The organism is Paenibacillus sp. NPDC058071 (assembly GCF_042885235.1).
Lineage (GTDB): Bacteria > Bacillota > Bacilli > Paenibacillales > Paenibacillaceae > Pristimantibacillus.
The window spans coordinates 331,107-355,730 of record NZ_JBHVSK010000004.1; the positions used below are offsets into that span (position 1 = coordinate 331,107).

At 53.0% G+C, this 24,624-nt stretch carries 21 protein-coding genes and 1 pseudogene; 13 read left to right on the forward strand and 9 right to left on the reverse strand.

Translation table 11 applies throughout. The features are described 5' to 3' along the window. Positions 1-215: 215 nt before the first annotated feature. On the forward strand, positions 216-473 hold the full coding sequence (locus tag ACFVTB_RS09155; protein WP_387747656.1) for a hypothetical protein: 258 nt from the start codon (positions 216-218) through the stop codon (positions 471-473). Between the two features lie 78 nt (positions 474-551). Here ACFVTB_RS09155 and ACFVTB_RS09160 read toward each other — a convergent pair whose 3' ends face one another. Together ACFVTB_RS09160 and ACFVTB_RS09165 are read right to left on the reverse strand one after the other, a co-directional pair. Further along, positions 552-2,312 (reverse strand): methyl-accepting chemotaxis protein, encoded by a 1,761-nt coding sequence (locus tag ACFVTB_RS09160; protein ID WP_387747658.1) that lies wholly within the window; start codon positions 2,310-2,312, stop codon positions 552-554. Between the two features lie 215 nt (positions 2,313-2,527). Continuing rightward, positions 2,528-3,091 carry an FAD-dependent oxidoreductase gene (locus tag ACFVTB_RS09165; protein WP_387747660.1) on the reverse strand — a complete coding sequence of 188 codons (564 nt, stop codon included), beginning with the start codon at positions 3,089-3,091 and terminating at the stop codon, positions 2,528-2,530. Positions 3,092-3,289: 198 nt separating this feature from the next. Here ACFVTB_RS09165 and ACFVTB_RS09170 point away from each other — a divergent pair, with 198 nt between their 5' ends. Together ACFVTB_RS09170 and ACFVTB_RS09175 are read left to right on the forward strand one after the other, a co-directional pair. Further along, complete coding sequence (locus ACFVTB_RS09170) at positions 3,290-3,754, forward strand: MarR family winged helix-turn-helix transcriptional regulator (RefSeq protein ID WP_387747662.1); 465 nt, start codon at positions 3,290-3,292, stop codon at positions 3,752-3,754. A 7-nt stretch (positions 3,755-3,761) separates the two neighbouring features. Next, complete coding sequence (locus ACFVTB_RS09175; RefSeq protein ID WP_387747664.1) at positions 3,762-6,953, forward strand: MMPL family transporter; 3,192 nt, start codon at positions 3,762-3,764, stop codon at positions 6,951-6,953. Between the two features lie 186 nt (positions 6,954-7,139). Here ACFVTB_RS09175 and chrA read toward each other — a convergent pair whose 3' ends face one another. From chrA to chrS, 3 genes are read right to left on the reverse strand one after another with little or no spacing between them, the layout of a single operon-like run. Next, a complete protein-coding gene (chrA, locus tag ACFVTB_RS09180) occupies positions 7,140-7,685 on the reverse strand; it encodes a chromate efflux transporter ChrA (protein ID WP_387747666.1) in 546 nt (181 codons plus the stop codon). A gap of 3 nt (positions 7,686-7,688) precedes the next feature. Continuing rightward, positions 7,689-8,357, reverse strand: coding sequence for a chromate efflux transporter ChrB (chrB, locus tag ACFVTB_RS09185; RefSeq protein ID WP_387747668.1), 669 nt, complete (start codon positions 8,355-8,357; stop codon positions 7,689-7,691). Then, the gene (gene chrS / locus ACFVTB_RS09190) at positions 8,354-8,836 is read right to left on the reverse strand and encodes a chromate efflux transcriptional regulator ChrS (RefSeq protein WP_387747670.1); all 483 of its coding nucleotides are present in this window, start codon (positions 8,834-8,836) and stop codon (positions 8,354-8,356) included. Before chrS ends, chrB begins: the two co-directional genes overlap by 4 nt. 224 nt (positions 8,837-9,060) lie before the next feature. Here chrS and ggt point away from each other — a divergent pair, with 224 nt between their 5' ends. The 5 genes and pseudogenes from ggt to bcp all read left to right on the forward strand — a co-directional run bounded on the left by ggt (position 9,061) and on the right by bcp (position 14,045). Further along, the gene (gene ggt / locus ACFVTB_RS09195) at positions 9,061-10,641 is read left to right on the forward strand and encodes a gamma-glutamyltransferase (protein WP_387747672.1); all 1,581 of its coding nucleotides are present in this window, start codon (positions 9,061-9,063) and stop codon (positions 10,639-10,641) included. Positions 10,642-10,832: 191 nt separating this feature from the next. Then, the gene (locus ACFVTB_RS09200; RefSeq protein WP_387747674.1) at positions 10,833-12,068 is read left to right on the forward strand and encodes an amidase; all 1,236 of its coding nucleotides are present in this window, start codon (positions 10,833-10,835) and stop codon (positions 12,066-12,068) included. Between the two features lie 95 nt (positions 12,069-12,163). Further along, positions 12,164-12,286: pseudogene (locus tag ACFVTB_RS09205) on the forward strand (ABC transporter); the annotation flags it as partial. 204 nt (positions 12,287-12,490) lie between these two features. Beyond that, complete coding sequence (locus ACFVTB_RS09210) at positions 12,491-13,546, forward strand: asparaginase (protein WP_387747676.1); 1,056 nt, start codon at positions 12,491-12,493, stop codon at positions 13,544-13,546. Between the two features lie 31 nt (positions 13,547-13,577). Continuing rightward, positions 13,578-14,045: a thioredoxin-dependent thiol peroxidase gene (bcp, locus tag ACFVTB_RS09215; RefSeq protein ID WP_387747678.1), complete on the forward strand. Its 468-nt coding sequence runs from the start codon at positions 13,578-13,580 to the stop codon at positions 14,043-14,045. A 318-nt stretch (positions 14,046-14,363) separates the two neighbouring features. Here the strand turns inward: bcp and ACFVTB_RS09220 are convergent, their stop codons facing one another. Next, positions 14,364-14,753 carry a VOC family protein gene (locus tag ACFVTB_RS09220; protein WP_387747680.1) on the reverse strand — a complete coding sequence of 130 codons (390 nt, stop codon included), beginning with the start codon at positions 14,751-14,753 and terminating at the stop codon, positions 14,364-14,366. Positions 14,754-14,935: 182 nt separating this feature from the next. Continuing rightward, entirely contained in the window at positions 14,936-16,798 is a 1,863-nt protein-coding gene (locus ACFVTB_RS09225) for an LTA synthase family protein (protein ID WP_387747682.1), read from the reverse strand. A gap of 324 nt (positions 16,799-17,122) precedes the next feature. On the opposite strand from ACFVTB_RS09225, the gene ACFVTB_RS09230 reads away from it, so the two are divergent. Continuing rightward, entirely contained in the window at positions 17,123-17,947 is an 825-nt protein-coding gene (locus ACFVTB_RS09230; protein ID WP_387747684.1) for a M15 family metallopeptidase, read from the forward strand. Between the two features lie 129 nt (positions 17,948-18,076). Here ACFVTB_RS09230 and ACFVTB_RS09235 read toward each other — a convergent pair whose 3' ends face one another. Continuing rightward, positions 18,077-18,232 carry a DUF1540 domain-containing protein gene (locus ACFVTB_RS09235; RefSeq protein WP_387747686.1) on the reverse strand — a complete coding sequence of 52 codons (156 nt, stop codon included), beginning with the start codon at positions 18,230-18,232 and terminating at the stop codon, positions 18,077-18,079. Between the two features lie 57 nt (positions 18,233-18,289). Next, entirely contained in the window at positions 18,290-19,606 is a 1,317-nt protein-coding gene (locus ACFVTB_RS09240; RefSeq protein ID WP_387747688.1) for a deoxyguanosinetriphosphate triphosphohydrolase family protein, read from the reverse strand. Positions 19,607-19,753: 147 nt separating this feature from the next. Here ACFVTB_RS09240 and cls point away from each other — a divergent pair, with 147 nt between their 5' ends. The 4 genes from cls to ACFVTB_RS09260 all read left to right on the forward strand — a co-directional run bounded on the left by cls (position 19,754) and on the right by ACFVTB_RS09260 (position 24,512). Then, positions 19,754-21,202 carry a cardiolipin synthase gene (gene cls / locus ACFVTB_RS09245; RefSeq protein ID WP_387747690.1) on the forward strand — a complete coding sequence of 483 codons (1,449 nt, stop codon included), beginning with the start codon at positions 19,754-19,756 and terminating at the stop codon, positions 21,200-21,202. A gap of 570 nt (positions 21,203-21,772) precedes the next feature. Beyond that, a complete protein-coding gene (locus ACFVTB_RS09250; protein WP_387747692.1) occupies positions 21,773-22,159 on the forward strand; it encodes a Fur family transcriptional regulator in 387 nt (128 codons plus the stop codon). Further along, positions 22,144-22,962, forward strand: a complete 819-nt coding sequence (locus tag ACFVTB_RS09255; RefSeq protein ID WP_387747694.1) for a winged helix-turn-helix transcriptional regulator — start codon at positions 22,144-22,146, stop codon at positions 22,960-22,962. The genes ACFVTB_RS09250 and ACFVTB_RS09255 overlap by 16 nt, the downstream gene beginning before the upstream one ends. Before the next feature lie 89 nt (positions 22,963-23,051). Next, a complete protein-coding gene (locus tag ACFVTB_RS09260; protein ID WP_387747696.1) occupies positions 23,052-24,512 on the forward strand; it encodes a catalase in 1,461 nt (486 codons plus the stop codon). The last annotated feature ends 112 nt before the right edge of the window (positions 24,513-24,624 follow it).

The window sequence follows — 24,624 nt, forward strand, 5'->3', positions numbered from 1 at the left end:
AGCAAGTGGCTGCATACCGGAGATGATACGCGATGTGCGGAGGTCCGATAGGAGCGACGGTAGCAAGTGGCTGCATGCCGGAGACGATACGCGATATGCGGAGGTCCGATAGGAGCGACGGTAGCAAGTGGCTGCATGCCGGAGATGATACGCGAAGTGCGGAGGTCCGATAGGTGTGACGGTAGCAAGTGGCTGCATACCGGAGATGATACGCGATGTGCGGAGGTCCGATAGGAGCGACGGTAGCAAGTGGCTGCATGCCGGAGACGATACGCGATGTGCGGAGGCTGATAGGTTCTACGGTAGCAGGGGGACGCAGACCGGAGACAACATGCGATGTGTGGGATCTGATTAGCTATAGGGAAGTAAATGAGCGGGAACTTTATAGGTGCTGCGGTAACATCGGCGACAAAGGGTCCGAAGACGGTCTGCAGTACGTAATGCGTATTGCGATGGCAAGCAGCGAGGCTTGATCAGCTATATCAAAAAACGAAGCGCCTAGCGGTCCACATGGACGGCTAGGCGCTTCTATATACATAGGGTTAAACGCGTTACTCGGTTTTAAACTTGCTGATCTCCGCATTGAGTGAGGAGGCGAGACTGCGGAGCTGGGACGCCGAGCTTGCCACTTCCTGCATCGAGGCGAGCTGCTCTTCCGAAGCGGCGGCGACACGCTGCGATTGGGTAGAAGAGCTCTCAGCGATATGCTCAAGCTGGTCGAGCGAGGCGGCGATTTCTTCGCTGCCAGCCGACATTTGCTCCGATGCAGCGGAAACCTCCTGCACTTGATCGGATACGCGGCGGATTGCCTCCAATATCGAACGGAAGGAGTCACCAGCTTGCTGCGATACGTTCGAGCCTTCGCGAACATCGACCACGGCGCGCTCCATGGAACGAACGGCGTCGCCCGTGCGCGTGCTAATGCCGTTCAAAATCGTGCCGATCTCGTCCGACGATTGTTTGGACCGCTCGGCCAGCTTGCGAATTTCCGTTGCGACAACGGCAAAGCCTCTGCCATGCTCGCCGGCGCGGGATGCTTCGATGGAGGCGTTAAGTGCGAGCAGGTTTGTCTGTTTGGCGACATCGCCGATCATGGCCAAAATATTGCCGATCTCGCCGTTCATTTGCTCCAGCTCTTCAAGCGCGCTGACGGTATCGGTTACGCTTGACTCGATTGATTTCATTTTATCGACGGTCTGTTCAATTACCGCTTCGCCTGCCGCAGCCAGCTCGGTCGTATCCCCCGCCATTCCCGATACGGAAGCCGACGATTCGGCGATCCGCTGAATGCCCACCGTCATTTCAGTCATGGCGCGCTGGCATTCTTTAAAGCTGTGGAGCTGAGTGTCGGCGCCTGCGGCGACCTCTTGAATCGCTTCGGCCACTTCTTGCGTGGCGGCTGCCGTCTGGTCTGCGCTCTCCTGCATGCCGGCGGAGGACGTAGACATTTCGTTGGAGGCCGATCTTAAGTTTTGCGTCAGGCCGCGCAAGCTAAGAATCATTTTATTAAAAGCATCTGACACTTGTCCGATTTCGTTACCGCTTGTCACCGACACGGTAGAAGTGAGGTCGCCCTCGGCCGTTCGGGCCGAAATCTCCGCCAGCCGGCGGAGCGGTCTAAGCGCTGCCCGTACGAGCAAGACGACAAGGATCATAGCGCCTGCGATGAAAGCGGCGGCGATGCCTACGCTTTTCCACAAGATGGCGTCCAGCTTTCCTTGTACTTGTCCGTAATCGAAATCGACGCCGAATATTCCGATCATTTTACCCTTCTCGTTATGGATGGCGGTCAAATTCGTAATCCACTTGCCAGTTTCATCTTCATAAACGTCCACTTGGGCGAAGCCTTCTTTTCTCACGACATCGTACCCGGCTAAAAATTCAGGCGGCAGATTGTACAGGCTGTTGGTTTTGAAGCCCATCGCTTGCATCGATTCGTTAGCCTGAAGAACTTTTAGATTTTTCTTATCTCCCGTAATGGTAAGGTCCGGCAGAAAAATATACGTATTGTGGACCAGCTCATTCTCGTTCATCGCGTCAAGCTGCTGCTTCAGAATAGCGAAATCGGAGGAGTTCATATCTCCGGCGGCTAGCATGATGCTATTGGCGTTTTGAATAAGGGCTCCATTTGCTTGTGTCTGAACGCTAAAAGTACGGGTTGCGCGGTTCATGTCCTCGATATATGCGTTTTTCTGCGCATTGTACGACAGCCATTGCGTGACCCCGATGACGACAATGAAGAGTAGGGCGAGCACAACGGAGCTCGTAAGAGCCAGGCTGCGATTTTTTAGTATGGATAGAAATTTGAACATGAGGTTACCCCGATTCGTTAATAGAATGGCTGACTGAACATTAGATGTCACTGCCAATATATCACTAATCTATTAGATAAGTTGGGCAATGATTGTTAGAAAAGTATTTGCCAAAATACCGCTTTTGACGATGGAAAAAAAGAGCTCCGTTCACCGTCGTACTGGCGGTGAAAAACGGGCTCTCTTTGTATCGATCGCTTTCGTCTATTGTTGAATTACGCTTTCATGATGTCATGATCGACATAACGTTCGCCGTTTAGCTCACTAATGATGTTGATGGCCGCCTTCGCTCCGTCGCCGGCCGTAATGACTGCATGCACGCTTACGCCTGCAACGGTGCCGGCAGCCCATATGCCCTCGACGTTCGTTTTGCCTGAGGAGTCGACATCAACGATCGTTTTGATACGAGGCTCCGTACCGGGCTTCGTTCGTACGCCAATGTGGTCCGCCAGATCAGCAAGAGCGCCGGTTGCGAGCAAGACATGCTTTCCTTCATAACGGCCTTGATCGGTTTCGACCGCTAAGCCTCCTGCAATCGGAACGACGTTCTGCACCGTCTCTTCTTTCAGCTCGGCTCCGAGCTTGACGGCTTGCTGTTTGCCGGTCTCGACAAAGTCCGGACCGCCGATGGCCGGAATGCCATAGTAGTTCTCAAACCAGGCTCGTTTCGTCATTCCTTTGCCATTCTCGAACATTAATGTTTTCTTTCCTGCTTTTGCCGTGAAAATCGCTGCGCTTGCGCCCGCCGGCCCCGCGCCGATAATGATTACGTCGTACATGAGGGCAGACCTCCATTCTGAAATGTAACCGTATACATTCATTATATACAAAATACTGGGACAAGCAATTAACAGTTTGTTCACCAATTATTCAAATTCCATCGATTGACTGAGAAGATTGTACTTTGATATAGTTCAATAATCGAATAGTTTCACAGTAGAACTAAATAGGACAAAGCTCGGAGAGGAGGAAATATAATGAAGGCGGACCTGGGACAGCTAAATGTACTAATCACGCGGTACGAAAAGGCCCAGTTTACCGTAAATCGCAGACTAACCGCGATGATCAGAGAACTGATGCGCGATGAAATTACGATTGATCAATACGCGACGCTTCGTTATTTGCGCGGAGTCGGCGTATGCACATCGACGGAGCTGGCCGATATTTTCTGCGTCGGCAAAAGCTCCATTACAGCAATTACTTCCAGATTGTTCGATAAACATCTGATTGAAAGGCAGCAGGATGACAAGGATCGCCGCGTCACTTTGCTTCGATTGACGGAAGAGGGCAGGAGAGCAGCGGATCTTATTGAAACGGAGATTAAAGGACTGATTGCTTGCCTCCTAGCTCATTTCGAGACGGATGAGGCTATGGCGTTTATCGCGACTTATGAGAAGCTTGCTAGGGTAGTGGCTCAATCGGCTGGAGACGGAGAGGAGTAAAAAGAGAATGAAGACGATACTGAAGCTAAGGTGGGCGGTTCTTGCGTTGTGGCTTGTAGCGGCCGTCGCCCTCATGCTGACGGCTCCGAACATGCAGGAGCTCGTGCGGGACAAAGGACAAATCACGGTGCCGGAGGGTCATTCGTCGACCATTGCCGCTGACATGGCGAAGCAGATCGGCGAGAAGACGGGAGGGGGCGGCGGTGAAGCGACCGTTCTCGTCTTCCACGATAAAGAAGGTCTGTCGACAGAAGACATGAATGCGATTAAGTCAGGTATCGAGAAGCTGAAGGCCGATAAGGAACAGCTTCACATTACGAGTCTGACGACGCATCTCGATACGCCGGAGCTTAAGGATCAAATGCTGTCCAAGGACGGCAAAACGATGCTGGCGCTTGTGAACGTTGACCTTGAAGGGGTAGAAGGGGCGACAGTCCGTGACGGGTTGTACGGCGCACTCTCCGATATCAAGGTCGAGCATTACTATACTGGCAATTGGCTCATATCCGAGGATGTAATGAAAAGCTCGGAGGACGGCCTGAAAAAGACCGAGTTCATCACGGTCGGCTTTATTCTTATTATTTTATTCGCCGTATTCCGTTCGGCCGTTGCGCCGATCGTGCCGCTGCTCACGGTAGGGTTCACTTATTTAGTGTCGCAATCGGTCGTCGCATTCTTGGTGGAATACGTCAACTTTCCGCTTTCGAACTTTACGCAAATATTCCTAGTTGCCGTTCTATTCGGGATCGGAACGGACTACTGTATTTTGCTGATCAGCCGGTTCAAAGAGGAGCTTGCACATCGCGGAGGCGATGTGTGGGAATCGATCATCGTCACTTACCAGACAGCAGGCAAGACGGTGCTGTTCTCCGGCCTTGCCGTATTGGTGGGCTTCGCATCAATCGGGTTCTCCACGTTCGGTCTTTACCGTTCGGCGGTGGCGGTAGCGGTCGGCATCACCGTCTTAATGCTGGCGCTGTTCACGCTGGTGCCATTCTTCATGGCGGTGCTTGGACCGAAGCTGTTCTGGCCATCCAAAGGATCGCTGGAGCACAAGCCAAGCGCGCTGTGGGGCGCTGTTGGAAAGTTTTCTCTGAAGCGTCCAATCTGGGCGCTCGTCATTCTTGCGGTACTGATCGTACCTTTCTTGACAGCGTACAAAGGAACCATTTCCTTCAACTCGCTCGATGAGATCGGTGACAAATACGATTCGGTAAAAGCCTTTAATCTGATTGCCGACAGCTTCGGGCCAGGCGAATCGCTGCCTTCAACCGTTATTGTCGAAGCGGAAAAGCCGTTTGATACGCCGGAAGGCTTGGCTGCTCTGGAGCAGGTCAGCCGTGAACTCGCGAAGGTGGACGGCGTGAAGGCAGTACGCAGCGCAACCCGTCCGGCCGGGGATGTGCTGGATAACTTCCTCGTTACTGATCAGGTCGGAACGCTCGAGGACGGACTTGGACAGAGCGGCGACGGGCTTGGCGAGATTGGTTCAGGTTTGTCGGAAGCGAGCGCAGCGCTGAGCGATAACGCGCCGAAGCTGGACGAAGCCGTCGATGGCGCGGGAGCGCTCGTTGCTGGAACGAACGAGCTGAAAAACGGCGTTGCACAGCTAGGTGACGGCTTGAAGCGAATCGAACAAGGACTTCGCGACGGTTCCGCCGGCGCTAAGGAGCTGGGAGCTGGACTGAAGCAGGCGAAGGAAAGTGCAGATCAGCTGGCGGAGGCCAGCAAATCGCTGCTTGCTGGCTATGAACAGGCTGGAGCAGGTATCGGACAGCTTTCGCAAGGCTACTCGGCTATTGCCGCCGAGCAGGCGAAGCTGGCTCAAGGACTCGCGGGCGTTAAGCAAGGAATGGCGGGACTCGCGCAAAGCTATCCGGAGCTGGCAGATGATCCGACCTACAAGCAGGCGCTTGCTTCGATGGGACAACTGGAAGAAGGAGCGAACGGCCTGAGCGGCCAGCTGACTCAGTTGAACGGACAACTGGCGGGCGTGGAGACTGGACTCAAGCAGGCGAACACCGGATTGGCGCAAGCCTCCGGCGGGCAGGCGGCGCTGGCCGACGGTCTCGGCAAGCTGTCGGCGGGTATCGCATCGCTGCAAGCCGGCATTCAACAGGCGGCCGACGGCCAAGGACGTATCGTATCAGAGCTGCCGGGCGTTACGAAAGGGTTCGATCAGCTTGCTAGCGGACAGAAGAAGCTGCAATCCGGCTTTGCTGAACTGAACAGCCAGCTGGGTGAGTTGACTGGCGGTCTTGATCAATCCGTAGAGGGACTGACCAAGGTGACCGACGGGTTAACGTCTGCGAAAGGTTACTTGAACGAGCTGTCTTCCTCGCCGAACAAGCAAATGACGGGCTGGTTCATCCCAGAGGAAGCGATAGGAAATAATGAATTCCAGCAGGCGCTCAACGTCTATTTGTCTGAGGACCGCCGGACTGCGAAGTTCGATGTCGTATTCTCGACGAATCCGTACGAGAAGGAAACGATGTCGCAAATTGGCGGTCTGGAAGCGGCGGTTGCACGCGCGCTGCACGGCACAGATTTCAGTGCTGCGAAGTATGCGGTCGGCGGCGTATCCAGCATGAACAACGATCTCAGCCAAATCTCGAACGCCGATTATTCGCGTACAGTCGTGCTGATGCTGATTGGCATTTCGATCATCCTTATCATTTTGTTCCGTTCGATCATTATGCCGCTTTATATGATCGCTTCGCTGATCGTGACGTTCTACACGTCGATGGCGATCACGGAATTGATATTTGTCCGAATGCTGGGCCATACGGGCGTCAGTTGGGCGGTGCCGTTCTTTGGCTTCGTCATGCTGATGGCGCTCGGCATCGATTACAGCATCTTCCTGATGGATCGGTTTAAGGAATACCGTCATCTGTCGCCTTCGGAAGCCATTTTGGAGGCGATGCGCAACATGGGTACCGTCATTATGTCGGCGGCGGTCATCCTTGGCGGCACGTTTGCCGCTATGCTCCCGTCCGGGGTCATGTCGCTGCTGCAAATTGCAACCGTCGTGTTATGCGGACTATTCCTGTACGCGATGGTCATGCTGCCGCTGTTCATTCCGGTTATGGTGCGCATGTTCGGTAAAGCGAACTTCTGGCCGTTTATGCGCGATGAGAGCACAGGAAGCGATTCTTCTTCCGAGTCGCTGCGCGCGTATCCGAGGGATAACTCGATCTAACGGCAAGATAAGAGAAAAAAAGGCTGAGCCACGGGATTCTCGAAATCCTGTAGCTCAGCCTTTATTTGTTCGGATGGTCAAAATGGCCGTTAAAACGCCCGTCCGTCCACTTATCATAGCTCTAACGGCCAAATTGGCCGCTAAAGCGGCTGTAAGTTGCCACCACCAAGATGGGCGCGCCACGCTCTATACGATGGTATGCGATAAAACCAGACCGCCGTAAACGAAGGCGGCGCAGACGACGAAAGCCGGATGGATTTTCCGGCGTTCCATTGCCCAATAGGCGACGGCTGCTATAGCCAGGGTCTGCCAAATGCCGGAGGATTCGACGGAGGTTGCTGTCATTTGCCACGTGAGCAGCACCATCATAATGGCGATGACGGGCTGAACAAGCAGCGCCATTCCTTTTACGATAGGCGATTGACGATGCTTCTGCATCAGCTGTAACAGGAAGATCAGAGCGACGGCCGACGGCACAATCGTAGCTGCGAGGGCGACGAGCACCCCGAACCAGCCGGACACCTCGAAGCCGACGAACGCTGCGATTTTCGTTGCAATCGGCCCCGGCAGCGCATTCCCTAGTGCGAGTATGTTGGAAAACTCACGGTCTGTTTGCCAGCCGTAGCGCGTGACGATTTCATTGTACATGAGCGGAATGGAAGCGGGTCCGCCTCCGTAACCGAGCACATTTGCGATAAAAAAGCCGATTATTAGTTCGATCCAATCCATCATAGGCTACTCCCCGCCAGTCTCTTTCATTTTCCGTTTATCCGCCTGCCGCTGCCTTAGGCGGCCTAGCAGCTTGAAATGTATCGCTCCATAAGCTAGGAACAGCACGATCACAATGGCGTCCTGCACATTCAGTAATTGAAGCAGCAAGAAGGCGATGGCGAACATGGTGAAACCAAGGTATTTGCCTAGTCCTTTCACGGCGCGATTCGCAAACTCGTAAGCCATCACCCCTAGCATGACGGCGATAACCGGAATGACGGCTGCGATCATACCTTGAACGACGGCCGAGCCTTGCAGTACTTGAACGACAGACAGCAGCGCGATCATGGCGATCGCCGAAGGCAAAATATGCGCCAGTACCGCCACGGTGGCGCCAAGCCAGCCCTTCAGCCGATAGCCGAGATAAGCCGCCATCTTGGTTGCGATTGGCCCTGGCAGGGCATTAGCGATCGCCAATATTTCCGCGAAGTCGTCGTCGTTGATCCAATGATAGCGCGTCACCGCTTCATAACGGATAAGTGGAATCACCGACGGCCCGCCGCCGTAGCCGAGAATGCCGGTTTTCAGCATCGCCCAGCCTAGCTGGCTGTAAGCTTTTGCTCCCGGGTCGGCGGGAGGGATCGGCAGACCGTGAGCGGATGGCTGCGTGGCAACAGGAGGCTGTGCGCTCATAACCTCATCCCCATTCGACTTTTATAGCGGTTGATAAGCACCTGGCAATCGACGCTCATAATCCCGGGCAGTGTATACAGCTTTTCTCTCATAAATTGCTCCATCTCCTGATTGTTAACGAACAAGCCATGCATATGGAGCTTGCTTGGCCCCGTCATGTGGTAAAGGCTCGTGACGACTGGCTCTTCGGCCAGTAGCTCGGCAGCTTGGTGCAAATACTTCGGCTCGACCTCTACGTTAAAAAAGGCGGATACGGTAATTCCGATTTTGCCCGGATTGATAACGGCCGTAAAACGCTCGATAACCCCCTCTTCCATCAAAGTATTGATGCGGGCTTGAACGGCAACGCGAGACAGTCCGATATCTTTGGCTAGGTCTGTGTAAGAGATTCTTCCATTCGCATGCAGCGCGGATATGATTTTACGATCGATATCGTCTATATGAGCCGTTTCGATCGGTTCGGGACGTTTGGAATGCATAGACTCTGCTCCTCTCTATAATTGATGTTTCAATGACAAAACGAAAACAAAATTGATTTTATGATTTCTATATGAATAAATATATACCCATATTCGTTCGCTATCAATGATAAAATAGTCTTTTTCTTTCTTGTTTGCATAATTGCTTATTGCCTGCCCGGGAGAGGGCGTGTTATTTTAAAAGCATAACATGTTAGAAAACTTGACTTAAAGGTGGAGGGCGTATGAGTAAACCGGTGATGGGGACAAAAGCGATGGTGGTCAGCCCGCATTATCTGGCTTCGGCGGCTGGCGCTCGGATACTGGAGAGAGGCGGCAACGCTTTCGATGCGGCAGTGGCGGTGAGCGCCTGCCTAGCTGTCGTCTATCCTCATATGACAGGGTTGGGCGGCGATTCCTTCTGGCTAAGCTTCCACAGCGAGGACGGGGAAGTGCGCGCCTATAATGCAAGCGGCCGTTCGGGGAGCGGGGCATCTATCGACCGCTACTCAGGCGAAGCCGCGATTCCGACGAGAGGTCCGCGAAGCGCGATCACCGTTCCGGGTATGGTTGATGGCTGGTGCGAAGTGCAAGGGCGGTATGGTCGTCTGCCGTTCGCCGAAGTGCTGCAACCGGCCATCGAGTATGCGACGGAAGGCTTTCCGATGTCGCCGGATCAACAGGCAAACACGGAGGCCCAGCAAAAGGTGCTGGAGGCCGAGCCGCTGACGGCGGCCGTCTATTTGCCGGGAGGACGGGTTGCGATGGCGGGCGAGCGCTTTGTGCAGGCCGATTTGGCGGAATCGATGAAGCTTCTGGCAGAACGAGGACGCGACGCTTTCTATAAAGGTTCAATTGCGGAGGAAATAGTTCGTTATTTGCAGGCGAACGGCGGCCTGTTGACGGAACGGGACTTTGCCGAGCATCGCGGCGAATGGGTGAAACCGCTAAACAGCACCTATCGAGGTTACGACGTCTTTCAAGTGCCGCCAAATTCGCAAGGTTTCGTCGCTCTAATGGCGTTGAACATTTTAGAAAACTTTGATCTTAAAGCGATGGGCCACGGCTCTTATTCTTATTATCACACCATGATTGAAGCGTTGAAGCTGGGCTTCCGCGACCGCAACCGTTATTTGACCGATCCGGGCTTTGCGGACATTCCACTGGATCGTCTGCTCAGCAGGGAGTATGCGGCGGAGCTTGCATCGTCGATCGATACCGGGTCGGCTTCGGATCTTGACAGCCGGCCGGTGGGCAGCGATACCGCGTACGCGGCGGTGGTCGACGCAGACGGCAATTCGGTTTCATTTATCCAAAGCCTCTACTTTGAGTTCGGCTCCGGCGTCGTAGCCGGAAAAACCGGTATACTGCTGCAAAATCGCGGCTCGTTTTTCTCGCTCGATCCGAATCATGTGAATAGCCTGCAGCCGAACAAGCGCACGTTTCACACGCTGATGCCAGCTATGGCACTGAAAGGCGGCCGTCCGACTCATCTGTTCGGCACGCAAGGCGGCGAAGGGCAGCCGCAGACACAGATTGCGCTGCTGACGCGAATGATTGATTTCGGCATGAATCCTCAGCAGGCGGTCGATGAACCAAGATGGGTATGGGGCCGGACATGGGGAGCGCCGACACAAGAGTTGAAAATTGAAGGGCGCTTGTCCGAGGAAACCGCCGAGCGGCTTGGCGAGGCCGGCCATCTTGTCCGCAAGCTGGGCGACTGGGAGGGGATTATGGGTCATGCTCATGCGATTGCGATTAGCGAAGACGGAATTTTGAGCGGAGGCACTGACCCGCGCTGCGACGGAGCAGCAATCGGCTGGTAATGAGGGCGATCCACGGAATGTGTATCAATCGGCGTAATGTTGTGCGACGCAGCGTAACGCCGCGTGATGTATACGAACGCACGTTGCGTAATGTCGCATAACGCAGTGTGATGCGAACTAATGATGCTGCGTAACGTCGCGTAGCGCGGCGTGATGCGAACACATAGTTCACGCGAATAGGAGTAGCTGGTATGGAGGTGCAACGAATGCAGGACGAATATAACGCATTTAGGCGAAGAGATATTGTGCTGGAGCCGACGGGCCAGGGGCCGCTGAGCGCGCTGACGTTTGCGGTGAAAGATGTTTTCGCGATTAAGAGCTATACGAGCGGAGCGGGCAATCCCGACTGGCTGCGTACGCATGGTCCTGCAGAGGAGACCGCTTCAGCCATTGAGAAGCTGCTTGCGAGCGGTGCGAAATTATGCGGAACGACGCATACCGACGAACTGATGTACAGCATTAATGGACAAAACGATCACTACGGCACGCCGGTCAACCCGAGAACGCCGGATCGGCTGCCTGGAGGATCGTCAAGCGGATCGGCAGTCGCAGTCGCGGCTGGCGATGTCGATTTCGCTCTTGGGACCGATACGGGCGGTTCGGTCCGCGTGCCCGCAGCCTATTGCGGTATTTACGGCTTTCGCCCGACCCACGACCTTGTGGCGATAGACGGTGTCGTGCCGCTCGCGCCAAGCTTCGATACGGTCGGCTGGATGGCGCGGGACGCGGCGCTTCTCTACAGAGTCGGCCGGACGCTGCTGGGCGAAAGCGAGGAAGAGACATCCGAGGCAGCGTACGGCGGCGGGTCAGCGTTTCGGCGAATGCTAATAGGTGAGGACGCTTGGGACAGGGCCGATGAGTCTGTTCGCCGGCTGCTCAAGCCTGTGCTCGATTCTATTTCCGCCTTCGGAGAGAGCAAGCGGCTGACCGTCGCCCCCGAAGGACTTGAAGCTTGGGCTGCAGCATTTCGTACGATGCAGGGGTTGGAGGTGTGGGAGACACACGGCGAATGGATTGAGTCTGCGCAGCCCGTCTTCGGCAGCAGCATCTCTGGGCGGTTTCAATTTGCAAGCGGGCTAAGCCATGACAAAAGCACGCCTCAGGCTGCGCTATGGCGCTCGGTCCGAGAGCGGATGCGAGAATTACTTGCTGAGGACAGCGTTCTCGTCATTCCGACGGTGCCAGGGAAGGCGCCGCTCCGCGAAATCAGCGGCGAAGCGAGCGAGCGGGCCCGAATTAATACGATGCAGCTATGCTGCATCGCCGGCCTGTCGGGCTTGCCGCAGGTCACCGTACCGGCCGGAGAGCTGGAAGGGGCGCCGATCGGGCTGTCCTTCATTGCCGGGCCAGGGCAAGACTTGAAGTTGCTCGCCTGGGTGCGCGAATGGACGGAGGCTTATTGGGGCCAAGGAGGGGCACGGGGATGAGGCTGGCGGTCATTCGAGACCGCTCGGGAGTAGAGCAAGCCGCAGTTGCGCTTCCGGGAGAAATGTATGTGCCGCTGCAAACGGTCAACGAGACGGAAACGAATGCGTTCAAAGACGGCCATATCGTTTACTTGGACGCGAACTACCGGTACTTGTCCGGCGGCGGTCTCGTTTCCGTCGAGGAAATGGTGAAGGAAGTCGGCGCGGCAGTCGAATAAGCAAGACGAAGCAGGCAACCGCCGAATCAGCATATGCGCTGATTCGGCGGTTTTTTTATGGCGAGCGGCTGACGAAGAAGAATAGAATTGGACAGCCGCAGTCTGCCTTTTTTGGGCGATGGGGCATTCTAATTGGCATCGGAAAGCGCGGAGAGGTATAGTAGAATATAGCAACGAAAGGTTGAGAAAGGATTGTCGCGAAGCTTGAAAAAAATAATGGTTTTATTTACGGGCGGCACGATCGGAAGCAAGAACGACAACGGCAAGGTTTCCGTTCACGATGCAGGCTCATACACCTTAATCGAAGCCTATAGCTCTGCGGGAGCACGCGGTGATGTGACGTTCGATACGAAACAGCCGCTCAATTTGTTGAGCGAGAACCTGGTGCCGGATGACTGGAATACGCTCAAGACGGCGCTTGATCAAATCGACCTGTCGGAGTACGACGGCGTCATCGTGACTCACGGGTCCGATACGCTCGCTTTCTCGGCGGCGATGATCAGCTACCTGTTCGCCGATACGGCTCGGCCTATCATACTCGTGGCGGCCAACTATCCGATCGGCGACCCGCGCAGCAACGGGGTGGCCAATTTTGCCGCTGCCGTCGACTTTATTGTGGGCGAAGGGCTGCCTGGGGTGTTCGTCGTCTATCGCGACGACAAGGAGACGATGAACGTCTACTTGGGCACGCGGATTACGCAGGCGGTCTCGTTCACCGATCAGTTCGGCAGCCCGTACGAGCTTGTATACGGAGAAATGAAGGACGGAACGTTTCTTCCTAAAGTTCATCCGTACAATCCTCAGGTGGAGGAGCTTCGCAACCGAAAGCCGGCGGAAGGGGGCAAGGCGGTTCGCAGTGCAGAACTGCGTGCAGGACTGCTCTATATCAAGCCCTTCACGGGCCTCGATTACTCGTATTACCGCTTCGACGAGCATGCGCCAAAGGCGGTGCTGCACGACCTGTACCATTCCGGGACGGCGAGCGCGAATGCCCCGGGCGGTCATTCGCTTTTACAATTTGCCGAATACTGCGCCGCACATGGCGTCGATCTCTATTTGTGCCCTCTTAAGGATCGAAGCGAAGCACTTTATGCTTCTTCGGTGAGCTTGATCGAAGCAGGGGTTGTTTTCATTGAAAATATGTCGGCAGAGGCGACCTTGATGAAGCTCACGCTGGCGTACGCACTGTTCGATACGCATGAAGAGGTTCGCCGTTTCGTATGCGATACGCCGTTGTTTTATGAAGAAGTAAGGCAGTAGTCACAATAACAATAATGAGGAGGAATTAAGCATGACGAAGCAAGTGCAAGTAGGACAAGAGGTTCCGAATTTTACGCTTCCGGCAACCGGAGGCGGGGACATCTCACTTTCCGATTACAGAGGCAAGAAGCTGGTCATTTATTTTTATCCGAAGGATATGACGCCAGGCTGTACGACAGAATCATGCGATTTCCGCGATTTTAACGGCCAATTCGGCGAGCAAAACACAGAAGTGATCGGCATTAGCCCCGACGATCTGGCCTCGCACGACGAGTTTGTGTCGCAGCACAGCCTGCCATTCCCGCTGCTGTCGGATACCGATCATCAAGTATCGGAGCTGTTCGGCGTTTGGGGACTGCGCTCGTGGAACGGCAACGAGTTTATGGGGATCGAGCGTTCAACGTTTCTCATCGATGAGAATGGCGTTCTAGCGAAGGAATGGTTGAGCGTGAAAGTAGACGGACACGTGCAAGAGGTGCTTGAGGCATCTAAATCTTAAATAGCGGGTTCAAGCGGAACGCTTGAAAAGAATGAAACCCTGCGGCACATTCATCTGTGCGCAGGGTTTCTTTTGTTTGTTGGTTTTTTGGTTCAAATTTTGAATCAGTGTTTTACTGAAAGGAGAGAGCAGCGAAGGGTCAGAGGGATTCTGGAGAAACGGCAGTGGTCGCTTTTAAAGCATGATTCCTACCGCAAAATTTTTATCAATTAAAGGAATCAGGCTTTAATGGCGATCGGAAGAACCCTCTGACCCACAGCGCTTCCCTCTCACATGAAGTCAATTGCTGAGTTCGGTTTTGAACCGGCTCTTAATGGATTAACGCTGAAAAAACTCGATCCATTCCTTTTCCGGGCCATAAATAAAAAAGTAGCGGTAGCCGTTCGGAAGCGTCGTAATTTCTTGGTCGATCAGTTCCGCTTCCGTCGTTTTGATCCGCGCGAACTCAGCTTCAATATCGGGCACGTTGATCGCGAAATGATGTACCTTGCCTTCGGCAGGGAGCGAGTCGCTGTAACCTTGAATCAGTTCAATTTCGGTTTCATTGTCGCCGCCGAAGCCGAGGAATGCGAGTTGAATAACGCCGTTCGAATGCGGCACCCGCGCTTTCAGCGTAAGTCCGACAATTTCCGTATAAAAACGAATGGAAGCCTCCAAATCGGTTACTTGCACGCCGACATGATCGACTCTTCTGCTTTGGTTAGCCATCTTGTAGGACACTCTCCTTTATAGAACTTCATATTGATGAGACGGCAATAAACAAGGGCCGCCTCGGTTACGCTTTACGATAAAAGGTTAAAACACAGTTGTCAAGTGGGGATAGTGTAAATAAAAAAGAGCCCCGTTTCGGCTTAATGCCGTCGGGGCTCTTTCGTCATATCATTATATCTTTATTTCGTTTCCCTATCTGGCAGTTGGCTAACATAGCTGTCGGACAGCTTGAGCAGCTCCAGGGCACGATCGAACTGGTCTTTCGTCGCTTCAGGGGCTTCATTGCCGTCGCCGGCAAGCGGGTAGTGCGTACCGTCATCATAACCGCTTCCGGACATAAACAATTCTTTGCTGCTTACGAAAGAGCCGGTAGGCAAATAATAACGCTGCGGCAGCAAATTGAACGAATCGTTGTTAAACAAATCTTGACCGAAGTGGATATGATCGTCGAGCGAGAAGCCGAACAGATTAGCCGCTGTTGGCAGAACGTCTACTTGTCCGCCGAGCTGGTCGTATACTTGCGGCTTGGTAATACCGGTCGAAGCGACAATCAACGGAATGTTGATCATATCGGTGTAGCCGTATTCGCGACCGTAAATTTCCTCCATCAGCGCTTTGTCGGCGCGGTCAAGAGAATAAATCGGCAGCCCGAGATGGTCACCGTAAATCATTATAACGCTGTTGTCCCAAATGCCGCGCTGCTTCAAATCGTCGATGAATAATCCGAGCGCGTAATCGGCATAATTTTGACCACGGATGTAGTCGCCAACAAAGGTGCCTTCGTAACGTTCAGGCAGATTCATCTTGTACTTCTTTTCCGGAATCGTGAACGGATGGTGCGACGTCATCGAAATGACTTGCGTATAGAACGGCTTGCCGGCTTCGCTCATGCGGCTCAGCTCTTCAGCCGTTTTTTTGTACAGCACTTCGTCGGAAGCGCCAAAGAAGACGGTATCCTCGTCACCAAAAAACTTTTTGTCATAGTAACGGTTGAATCCGAGCGCCTTGTACATCTCGCCGCGGTTCCAGAACTCAACGACGTTCGTATGGAAGGTCGCCGTATCGTAACCATGCTCCTGCATCAGCTTCGGCAAGCTTGGCAGCTGTTTGCCGGCATATACGCCGGTTGCCGCGCCGTTAGGCGGGATGTAGAACGACGTATTGACGATAAACTCGGCGTCCGATGTATTGCCTTGGCCGACGCCTTGGTAGAAATGTTTGAAATAGAAGTTTTCGTTCGCCAGCTTGTTCATGTTCGGCGTAATTTCCTGGCCGTCGATTTTCAAGTTAATCAGGAAATTTTGGAACGATTCCATCTGAATGATAATCAGATTTTTTCCTTTAGCGACGCCGTTTAGCTCAGGAGCGGCAGGCCGCGTCACTTGCTTCAGTTCGTCGATCTTCGATTGCGTAATTTCGGATTTGTCGACCAAATCCTGCGTTTTCTTCGAAAAAATTGTGTAAGCCTCGTAGTTGAGAATGCCCATTTGCTCGGCTTTAACGATTTCGTTCATGCTTGCGCGGTTCGGAACGATGTTGAACAGGCACAAGGCGAGTGAAACGCCGAACAATGTTGCGACAACGCTGCGGCTGATCTTTTTCTGGCTGGCCGCTTTCCAGTACTGGCCTTTTTTGCGGCGGACCAGATAGTACATCATAACGACGATGTCGATAAAAACAAGCAAATAATACGGATCCATCAACGAGAAGACGCTGTTGCTGACCGCCGTCACTTGGTTGACCTGATCGAGCGCACGATAAGTAACGATAACGCCGTAATATTTGTAATACATTAGAACCGCGAACAAGATCGCTGTCATTAGCAAGTTGGCTCCTAAATAGTAGACAAGCTTGCGTTTCGTGGCGAACCACTCGATGAGACAGAACAAAATGAGTGCAAACGGCAGTTCTTTCAGCAAAATGGTCCAAGACGGGCTTTGGAACACGACCATCCACGTCAGAAAGCTTTTGAAGAGGACGATCAGCGAGAAGACGAGAATCGGTCTCGTACTGAACAGCCGTTTTGGGGTTGAAGCTAACACGGTATCGCCTACCTTTCACAACAAAAAGAGGCTGCATTGGAGCTCCCCGGCAGCCCGTTTCTTGTTCCATACATATTTACGAATAATTTATACCTATTATGCTCCTATTCATAGTCCCATGTCAAAGGCAAAAGCCACCTCGACAGCCATAAAAAAAACGCGCATGAGGCGCGGAAAATGTCGAAAAAACATGACATTCAGCGATTCTTTCGTATATAGTAGAAATAGATTTGTCGCCGCGCCAGTAGGGACAACCAATTGAGCCTATCAAAGCGAGGCTCTTCTAATAGGAACTATGTTTTTAGGGGAGAAGGAGCGTAATTAATGAATAGAAGTTCGAAAATGAAGGCGAGACGCAGAAGGACGCTGTTTTTCGCGGTCGTTATAATCGCGGTTCTTATTGTAGGTTTTCTTGTAACGAAGTATGAAGATACGACAGCGCAAGCGCCTGAAGGTACAGTCGCGCCGCCGAAGGCGACGGATGCCGCAGCGCCTGCTGAGACGGACAAGCCTGGCGAAGCAGGCAAGCCAAGCAACGGCAGCGGCGGAGAACGCGCTGTGATTGCTCAGCCGGAAAGCATTGCAGTGCTCGTCAACAAGCAGAACATGCTGCCCGATGATTATAAGCCATCGGATTTAGTGTATCCTGATGTTCCATTTTTATTCAAAGACAAGATTGATAAACGAAAAATGCGTTCGGAGGCGGCAGGGGCTCTCGAAGAAATGTTCGACGGCGCGAAAGCAGACGGCATTCGTTTGGCGGGCGTCTCGGCTTATCGCTCCCATACGACGCAGAAGTCGCTGTTTGATGGTTACGTGAAGAAGGACGGCTTGGAAAAGGCGATGACGTACAGCGCTTATCCTGGCACTAGCGAGCATGAAACGGGACTGGCCATCGACGTGTCCGGCAGCGACGGCAAGTGCGCGGCGACGGATTGCTTCGCCGGCACCCCGGAAGCCGAATGGTTAGCCGGACATGCCGCCGAATACGGTTTTATTATCCGTTATCCGCAGGGGCAAGAGTCCATTACGGGCTATAAATACGAGCCTTGGCATTTGCGTTATGTCGGCAAGGAGATTGCGTCCGACATCGCGTCCCGCGGCATTACGCTTGAGGAATATTTCGACGCCGTACCTGTTAACAACTAAAGTGAAAAAATGGACGAGCATGAACACAGGCTGATATTGCCTTATTTAAAAAACAGCGGCGCAGTTGCCCTATCCCGAAGAAGAAACGGGAAAGCGACTGCGCCGCTGCCTTTTTGTACAGATTCCAAATTACAGCTTTGATTCGAATGTTTTGCAGTCGGTCTCCTCGGAGTTGCTCGCCTGCTGGCCGCGGTTGCTTACAACATAGATGGAAGAAGCGCCGCAATGATTGCCGGCCGCCCAGAACTTGCAGGAGTTCACTTCGCACAACACGTCCTTAGCCATTGATCATCACCTCCTCCATCCTTTAGGATGGACAAGGTTAGATTGCTTTTATACTCTCTAGTCCATTTCGTAGATCGATCCGGATTTGCTTGCATACAGCTCGGCGTATACTTTCTCCGCGTAAGCGTCGGTCATACCGGAAATATAGTCGGCGATAAAGCGCGGCCAGCTCCAATCATTTTTATGCTGCTCGTAGCTGGCGACCCAGTCCGGCGGCAAAATAAGCCGTCCGTGATCGGGCACTTTAAAGCTCTCCCATAATCTGCGAATCATAATCTCGCTTCGTTTCTGCAGGCGCTGGACGCGAAAGTCTTTAATCAGCGTGACCCAAGCGAGCTTTTTCAAAATTTCCATTGTGCGCAGCATCTGCAAATCCTGCTGGCCGTCCTCAACGAACGTCACTTTCTTCCAGCCTTTCTCGGAGGCGTCGATAATGCCGACTTTTCCGGCGAAGACGCTCACCCAGCGCGCTTTCATTTCCCGGCGGGTGCGGGAGGACTCATGGTCGTACTGCGCGTAGAGCTGCTCCCACTGCTGCAAATAATCGAACAGCACCTGCTTGACCATTGCCGGAATATCAACCTGATCCCAGCCAACCTCCATATTGCCCTGATCTTGTACAATTTCTTGCACCAAGTTGTCAATAAGGCGCGTGTCTTCGAAGAAGGTGCGGTTCATCTGGATTTTACCCGCTCGAATGCCGTCCTCTATATCATGAGTAGAATAAGCGATGTCGTCGCATAAATCCATCAACTGAGCTTCCAGCGTCGAGCAGCCGTCCGGCATGCCCCAAGCGCGGCGAAGCAGGTCGATTTCCTGCCATTCCGAGCCGTAAAGACCTTTCAGCCTGCCTGGCTCGTCGAGCGAAAATGGATATTTATTGATGGCCAGCAGCGTCGCTGCCGTCAGATCGAGTCCGCTGCCGCTGCCCGCTCGTTTCTCCAGAAACATAAGGATGCGAAAGTTTTGCGCATTTCCTTCATAAGCGAGTCCGTGTTCATCCATCAGCAGCCGGTTCAGCACTTCCTCGCCTTTATGCCCGAAAGGGGGATGGCCCAAATCGTGGGCGAGCGCCGCTATTTCGACAACGGACGGGTCCAGAATGAGGCCGGGATGCTCTTTGCGACTAAGAAAATCGTACTGCTTGCCGAGCCTGCGCGCCGTCTCGCGGGCGATTTGCGATACCTCAAGCGAATGGGTAAGCCTCGTCCGGTAATAGTCGCCGGACCCCGCGCCGAACACTTGCGATTTTCCTTGCAGCCTGCGGAAGGCGGGGGATTGGATCAGCCTGGCGTAGTCGCGCTCGTACTCGTCTCTTTCCTCGCTGAAGGTGCCTAGCACCGGCTCGTCAATTCTTAGCTTACGTAAATCCATGAAGCTTCCTCCTCTGGCCGCACTCCTTGTTTTTGAAATTGTAGCATATTTGCCGGGTTTGAACATACAACGCGCAATAGAGTATGATGCTAGTAACGAATTCATTTTTACATAAGCTTATATATTGAATATGGGAGTAACGAATCGATGCATGTTATTCAGGACATTTTCTCACTGATTACGCTTCTGAATATTTTTCTGGCGATCACGGTCATTTTCCTGGAGAGGCGAAACGCCAGTTCTACCTGGGCATGGCTGATGGTCCTTTATTTCATTCCGGTATTCGGATTTATTCTTTATTTGATTCTGGGGCAAAAGCTGCGCAAGCGGAAGCTGAATAAGCTGCTTGGCGAAAATCAGCGGATCATCGAGGATACGGTAGAGGTGCAGAAGTCGCAGCTGGAGACGGGGACGGTGCCGTTCAACGATCCGGAGATGAACAAGTACCGCGATATGATTTATATGAATCTGGTCAGCAGCTACTCGTTATATTCGCAAAATAACGGCCTGGAGATCTATACCGATGGGAACGCCAAGTTCGATGCGCTGATTGCCGATATTGCCGCCGCAAAGCATCATATTCATCTGATCTATTACATTGTGCGCAACGACCAGCTTGGCAACCGGCTGATGAACGCGCTCGTCGACAAGGCGAAGGAGGGCGTTCAGGTCCGCTTCTTGTACGATCATATTGGCAGCAAAGGGTTGCCCAAGAAGTTTTTCAGCAAGCTGCGATCGGAAGGAGGAGAGGCTGTCGCCTTTTTCCCTTCCCGCATTCCTTACTTGAATTTGAAGCTGAACTACCGGAATCATCGGAAGCTGGTTATTATAGACGGCTTTACCGGATATATCGGGGGCTTCAACATCGGAGACGAGTATTTGGGGCGGAACAAGTATTTCGGGGAGTGGCGGGACACTCACTTGCGCGTTCAAGGACATTCGGTGCACCAGATGCAGGCGCAATTTCTGATGGATTGGAATCTTGCCTCGGGCGGCTTGATCGAGCTGAGCGAAGTGTACTTCCCGATTAATCGGACAGGCTTCGGCGATATCGGCATGCAGGTTGTCGCCAGCGGACCCGATACGGAATACCAGCAGATTAAGGATGCCTACATAAAAATGATTTATTCGGCTAAAAAGAGCGTGCTGTTGCAAACGCCTTATTTCGTGCCCGACGAGAGCCTGATGACGGCGCTGAAAATCGCGGCGCTTTCCGGTGTGGACGTCAACGTCATGCTGCCGAGCAAAAAGGATCACTTCTTTGTCTACTGGGCGACCCATTCCTATATTAGCGAGCTGCTTGCGGCTGGGGCCAAATGCTGGATGTACGATAAAGGCTTCCTTCATGCGAAAATGCTGCTGATCGACGGGAAGGTCGCTTCGGTCGGAACGGCCAATATCGATATTCGCAGCTTTAAGCTCAATTTTGAGATGAACGCGTTCGTGTATGACAGCAAGACCGCCGAGCGTCTGCAGGCGATTTTCAACAAGGACGTCGAGTATTGCACGCTCGTAACGGAAGAGGCGTACCGCAAACGGCCGTTGATAAACCGGTTCAAGGAATCGATCAGCCGCCTTCTTTCGCCTATTTTGTAAAAAACTTGTCTCATTTGCGCAGCAAAAAAAAGGGATTCCGCTTATCGGATGATAACCGGAATCCCTTTATCTTTCTGCTAGACAACTATTCAATTGACTTTGACACTCCATTTCATTGCCACAACTTGCGTTGCCAGATTTGTGAATCGGTAAGTATTGCTCAGATGAGAGAAAGCTCTTTCTTGCTTTGCTTATTCTTGCTTAACTACATCTTGCTTAACTACATCTTGCTTGACTACATCTTGCTTGACTACTAGACTGCTTGCCGTTCGCGGGCTCCCGCATGTCCCTTATCCTGCCGGTCAACGCTCCTTTCCTTAGGCGCGTGGACATGCTTTGCTAACTCACTTCAATGGACTATCCCCTTTCCTTTTGGGTGCCTTCATCATAACTCAACATTTGAATTTTGTAAATATTCAGACAACTTAAAATGGTCGTTTTTCGTAAAAATAAACCGAAAGTCGTCTGTCGTGCGGAACGGTTGCGGGACTTAAGCCGCAGGCGGTTGACTGTTGCTAGATTTATATTTATACTTAGTCTAAATAAAATAATTGAAGGTATGAGGCCGCCATGTCAAAAATAAATTTAACTATACAACGTAAAGCGATTTTGGATGTTATCCAGCAATCTCACGATCATCCGACGGCTGCAGACGTCATCGAGCGTCTGCGGGGCAATGGGATTACCTTCGCTTACGGTACCGTCTACAACTCGCTCCGTTATTTGACGGATGCGGGATTAATCCGGGAGCTGAAGCTCGGGGAAGCGTTTAGCCGCTATGACGGCCGAACGGAAGATCATCAGCATATCGTATGCAAGCAATGCGGGAAGGTCGCGGAAGTGCTGACCGTGGTACCGGCTGCGTGGGTGAAGTCGGTCGAACAGGAAACCCGTTTTAAAATTTTGGACGCCCATGTTGTACTAGAGGGGGTATGCGAACAATGCGCCAGTCATTAACGGCAGTGAGCGTATTTGCAGATAACGAGGTTGGCGTTCAGGTCGGCCAAGCTTATTACGGAAGCGATGCCGAGTATATGGGGGAAGCCTGCTCGCTGACCAAGCGCGTCATGGCCGTCAGCGCTTTTCCGAATCGGCTGCACAGCTTGCTGCGGATTTTAACGGCGGAGTGCTTCGATTTATTTACGCTCCACGAGTTGAATAAAGCGTTTGTCAGCAGCCTGCAGCCGGAGCTGGTCATCTACGATGCGACGCCGCACCCGCTGGTCAATCCGGACGCGGTGGATGCCTTTCGGGCAGCGCTGCTGCAAACCGCTCATTTGAATCATGTGCCGCTGTTATTTCTCGTTGGCGAGCAAGCGGTATCTGCGGCGCATTCTTTGCCGTCAGGAGCGGAAATGATCGTTTGGCCGCGCGATCCTCAAGAGGCGCTGCATCGGATTAACCGGATGCTGCAGCTTCGTTCGGCACAATCGGGCACGGCGGTCGAATCGGGATATACGTTTAAGGACTTGTCGATCGACATGAAGAAGATGGCCGTTTACCGAGGAGAAGAGAGGATCGATCTGACGAAGACTGAATACGATCTGCTGCTGCTGTTCGTCGCTTCAGACGGGGCGGTGCTGACAAGGGAAGCGATGTTCGACGCTGTCTGGGGCAGTCAGTTTTTTGGCGGCAGCAACGTGGTCGACGTTCATATTAAAACGCTACGCAAGAAGCTCAAGGATAACGCAATGGCGCCGAAATATATCGTTACCGTTCGTGGAGCCGGCTATCGGCTGGCCGATAACAGCCGGAATTAATGAAGACAACCGTTCATTAACGTGAGAGTCCGATCATAACAATGTTTAGATTAAGTCTTCTAGATAATGGTGTGATGGAGGTCATGAACATGGACGACCGTTTGACGACGAATCAGGAACCGCCGGTTGAAGAACGTCAGTCTTCCCCGACGGCGGAACAACACGGATCGACTCTATCCGGCGGCGGTAAACGTCTGCTGGAGGAACCGATCCGTTTCGACCGGGAGCGTGTTCCGGTACGCGCTGTGCATGTACGCGGCGCAGGAGCACACGGAATATTCCGCCTTCAGAATAGTATGAAGCCGTACACGAAGGCCGCATTTCTGCAAACACCGGGTCAAGAGACGCCGGTGTTTGTCCGCTTCTCGAGCGCCAATCATGGCACGGGCTTGCCGGAGGCGGCGCGCGATCCTCGCGGCTTCGCAGTGAAGTTTTATACCGAGGAAGGCAATTTGGATATCGTTGGCCATCACTTGCCTGTCTATTTCATCCGGGATGCGTTGAAGTTTCCCGAACTGGCGAATGCCTTAAAGCCCGATCTGGCTACGAGCCTACAAGACCCGAATCGGTTCTGGAGGTTCATGACGTCAGCGCCGGAATCGACGCATATGATGACCTGGCTGTACTCCGACGACGGAACGCCTGCGACCTACCGGGAAATGGATGGCTTCGGCGTTCATGCGTTCAAGTGGATCAATGCCGAGGACGAAGAGACTTATGTGAAATACCATTGGAAATCGCTGCAAGGCGTCCGTCATTTTACCACCGAAGAAGCCGGAGCTATGCAGACGGAAGACTTTAGTCACGCCACTCGCGATTTGTACGCAGCGATTGAGTTGAAAAACTTTCCGTCATGGGAACTTCACGTGCAGATCATGCCTGTGGAGCATCTCAGCCGACATGCGTTCGATCCGTTGGACCCGACGAAAGTATGGCCGGACGATTTGTACCCGCTGCATAAAGTCGGCACAATGACGCTGAACCGCAATCCGGTCAACTATTTCGGAGAGGTTGAGCGGTCGGCGTTTGCGCCGAATGCGCTTGTGCCGGGCATCGCGCCCTCGGAGGATCAACTGCTGCAAGGCAGGCTGCTCTCCTACCCGGATGCGCAAAGGAGCCGGTTGGGAACCAATTACTTAAAGATCCCAGTTAATTGTCCGCATGCGTCAGTAGGCGATCATCAGCGAACTGTGGCTGCGATAAGGGATGATTCGTCTCTAGCGGTTGGCTGTGAGCGATGCGGCGAAGCGGGCAGCACGAAGGCTGCGGCCGAAACGACGCGGGAAAGCTATGAGCCGCGGGGCGGCTATCCCGGCCGTGAAGTCCATGGCAATCCCGATGATTTTACGCAGGCCGGTGAGCGGTACATCTCGCTTTCGCAGGAGCGGCGCGACATTCTAGTGAAAAATCTTATTCACGACCTGTTGCAAACGGACAACGATATGCAATTGCGCGCCGTCTGCAGCTTTTACCGCGCCAACGCTGAATTCGGCGTAAAGCTCGCGGAGGGACTGGGCGTCGATATTAGCAAGTTTCTTCCGCAGCGGTAATCATTTATTTATGGAAAAGAGACAGCTCGGAGCAACGCCGATCGATTCGGCTAGCTCCGGGCTGTCTCTTTAGTCTGCTTGATTGTGTTTCATATTTGGGTTCCAAGGCTTA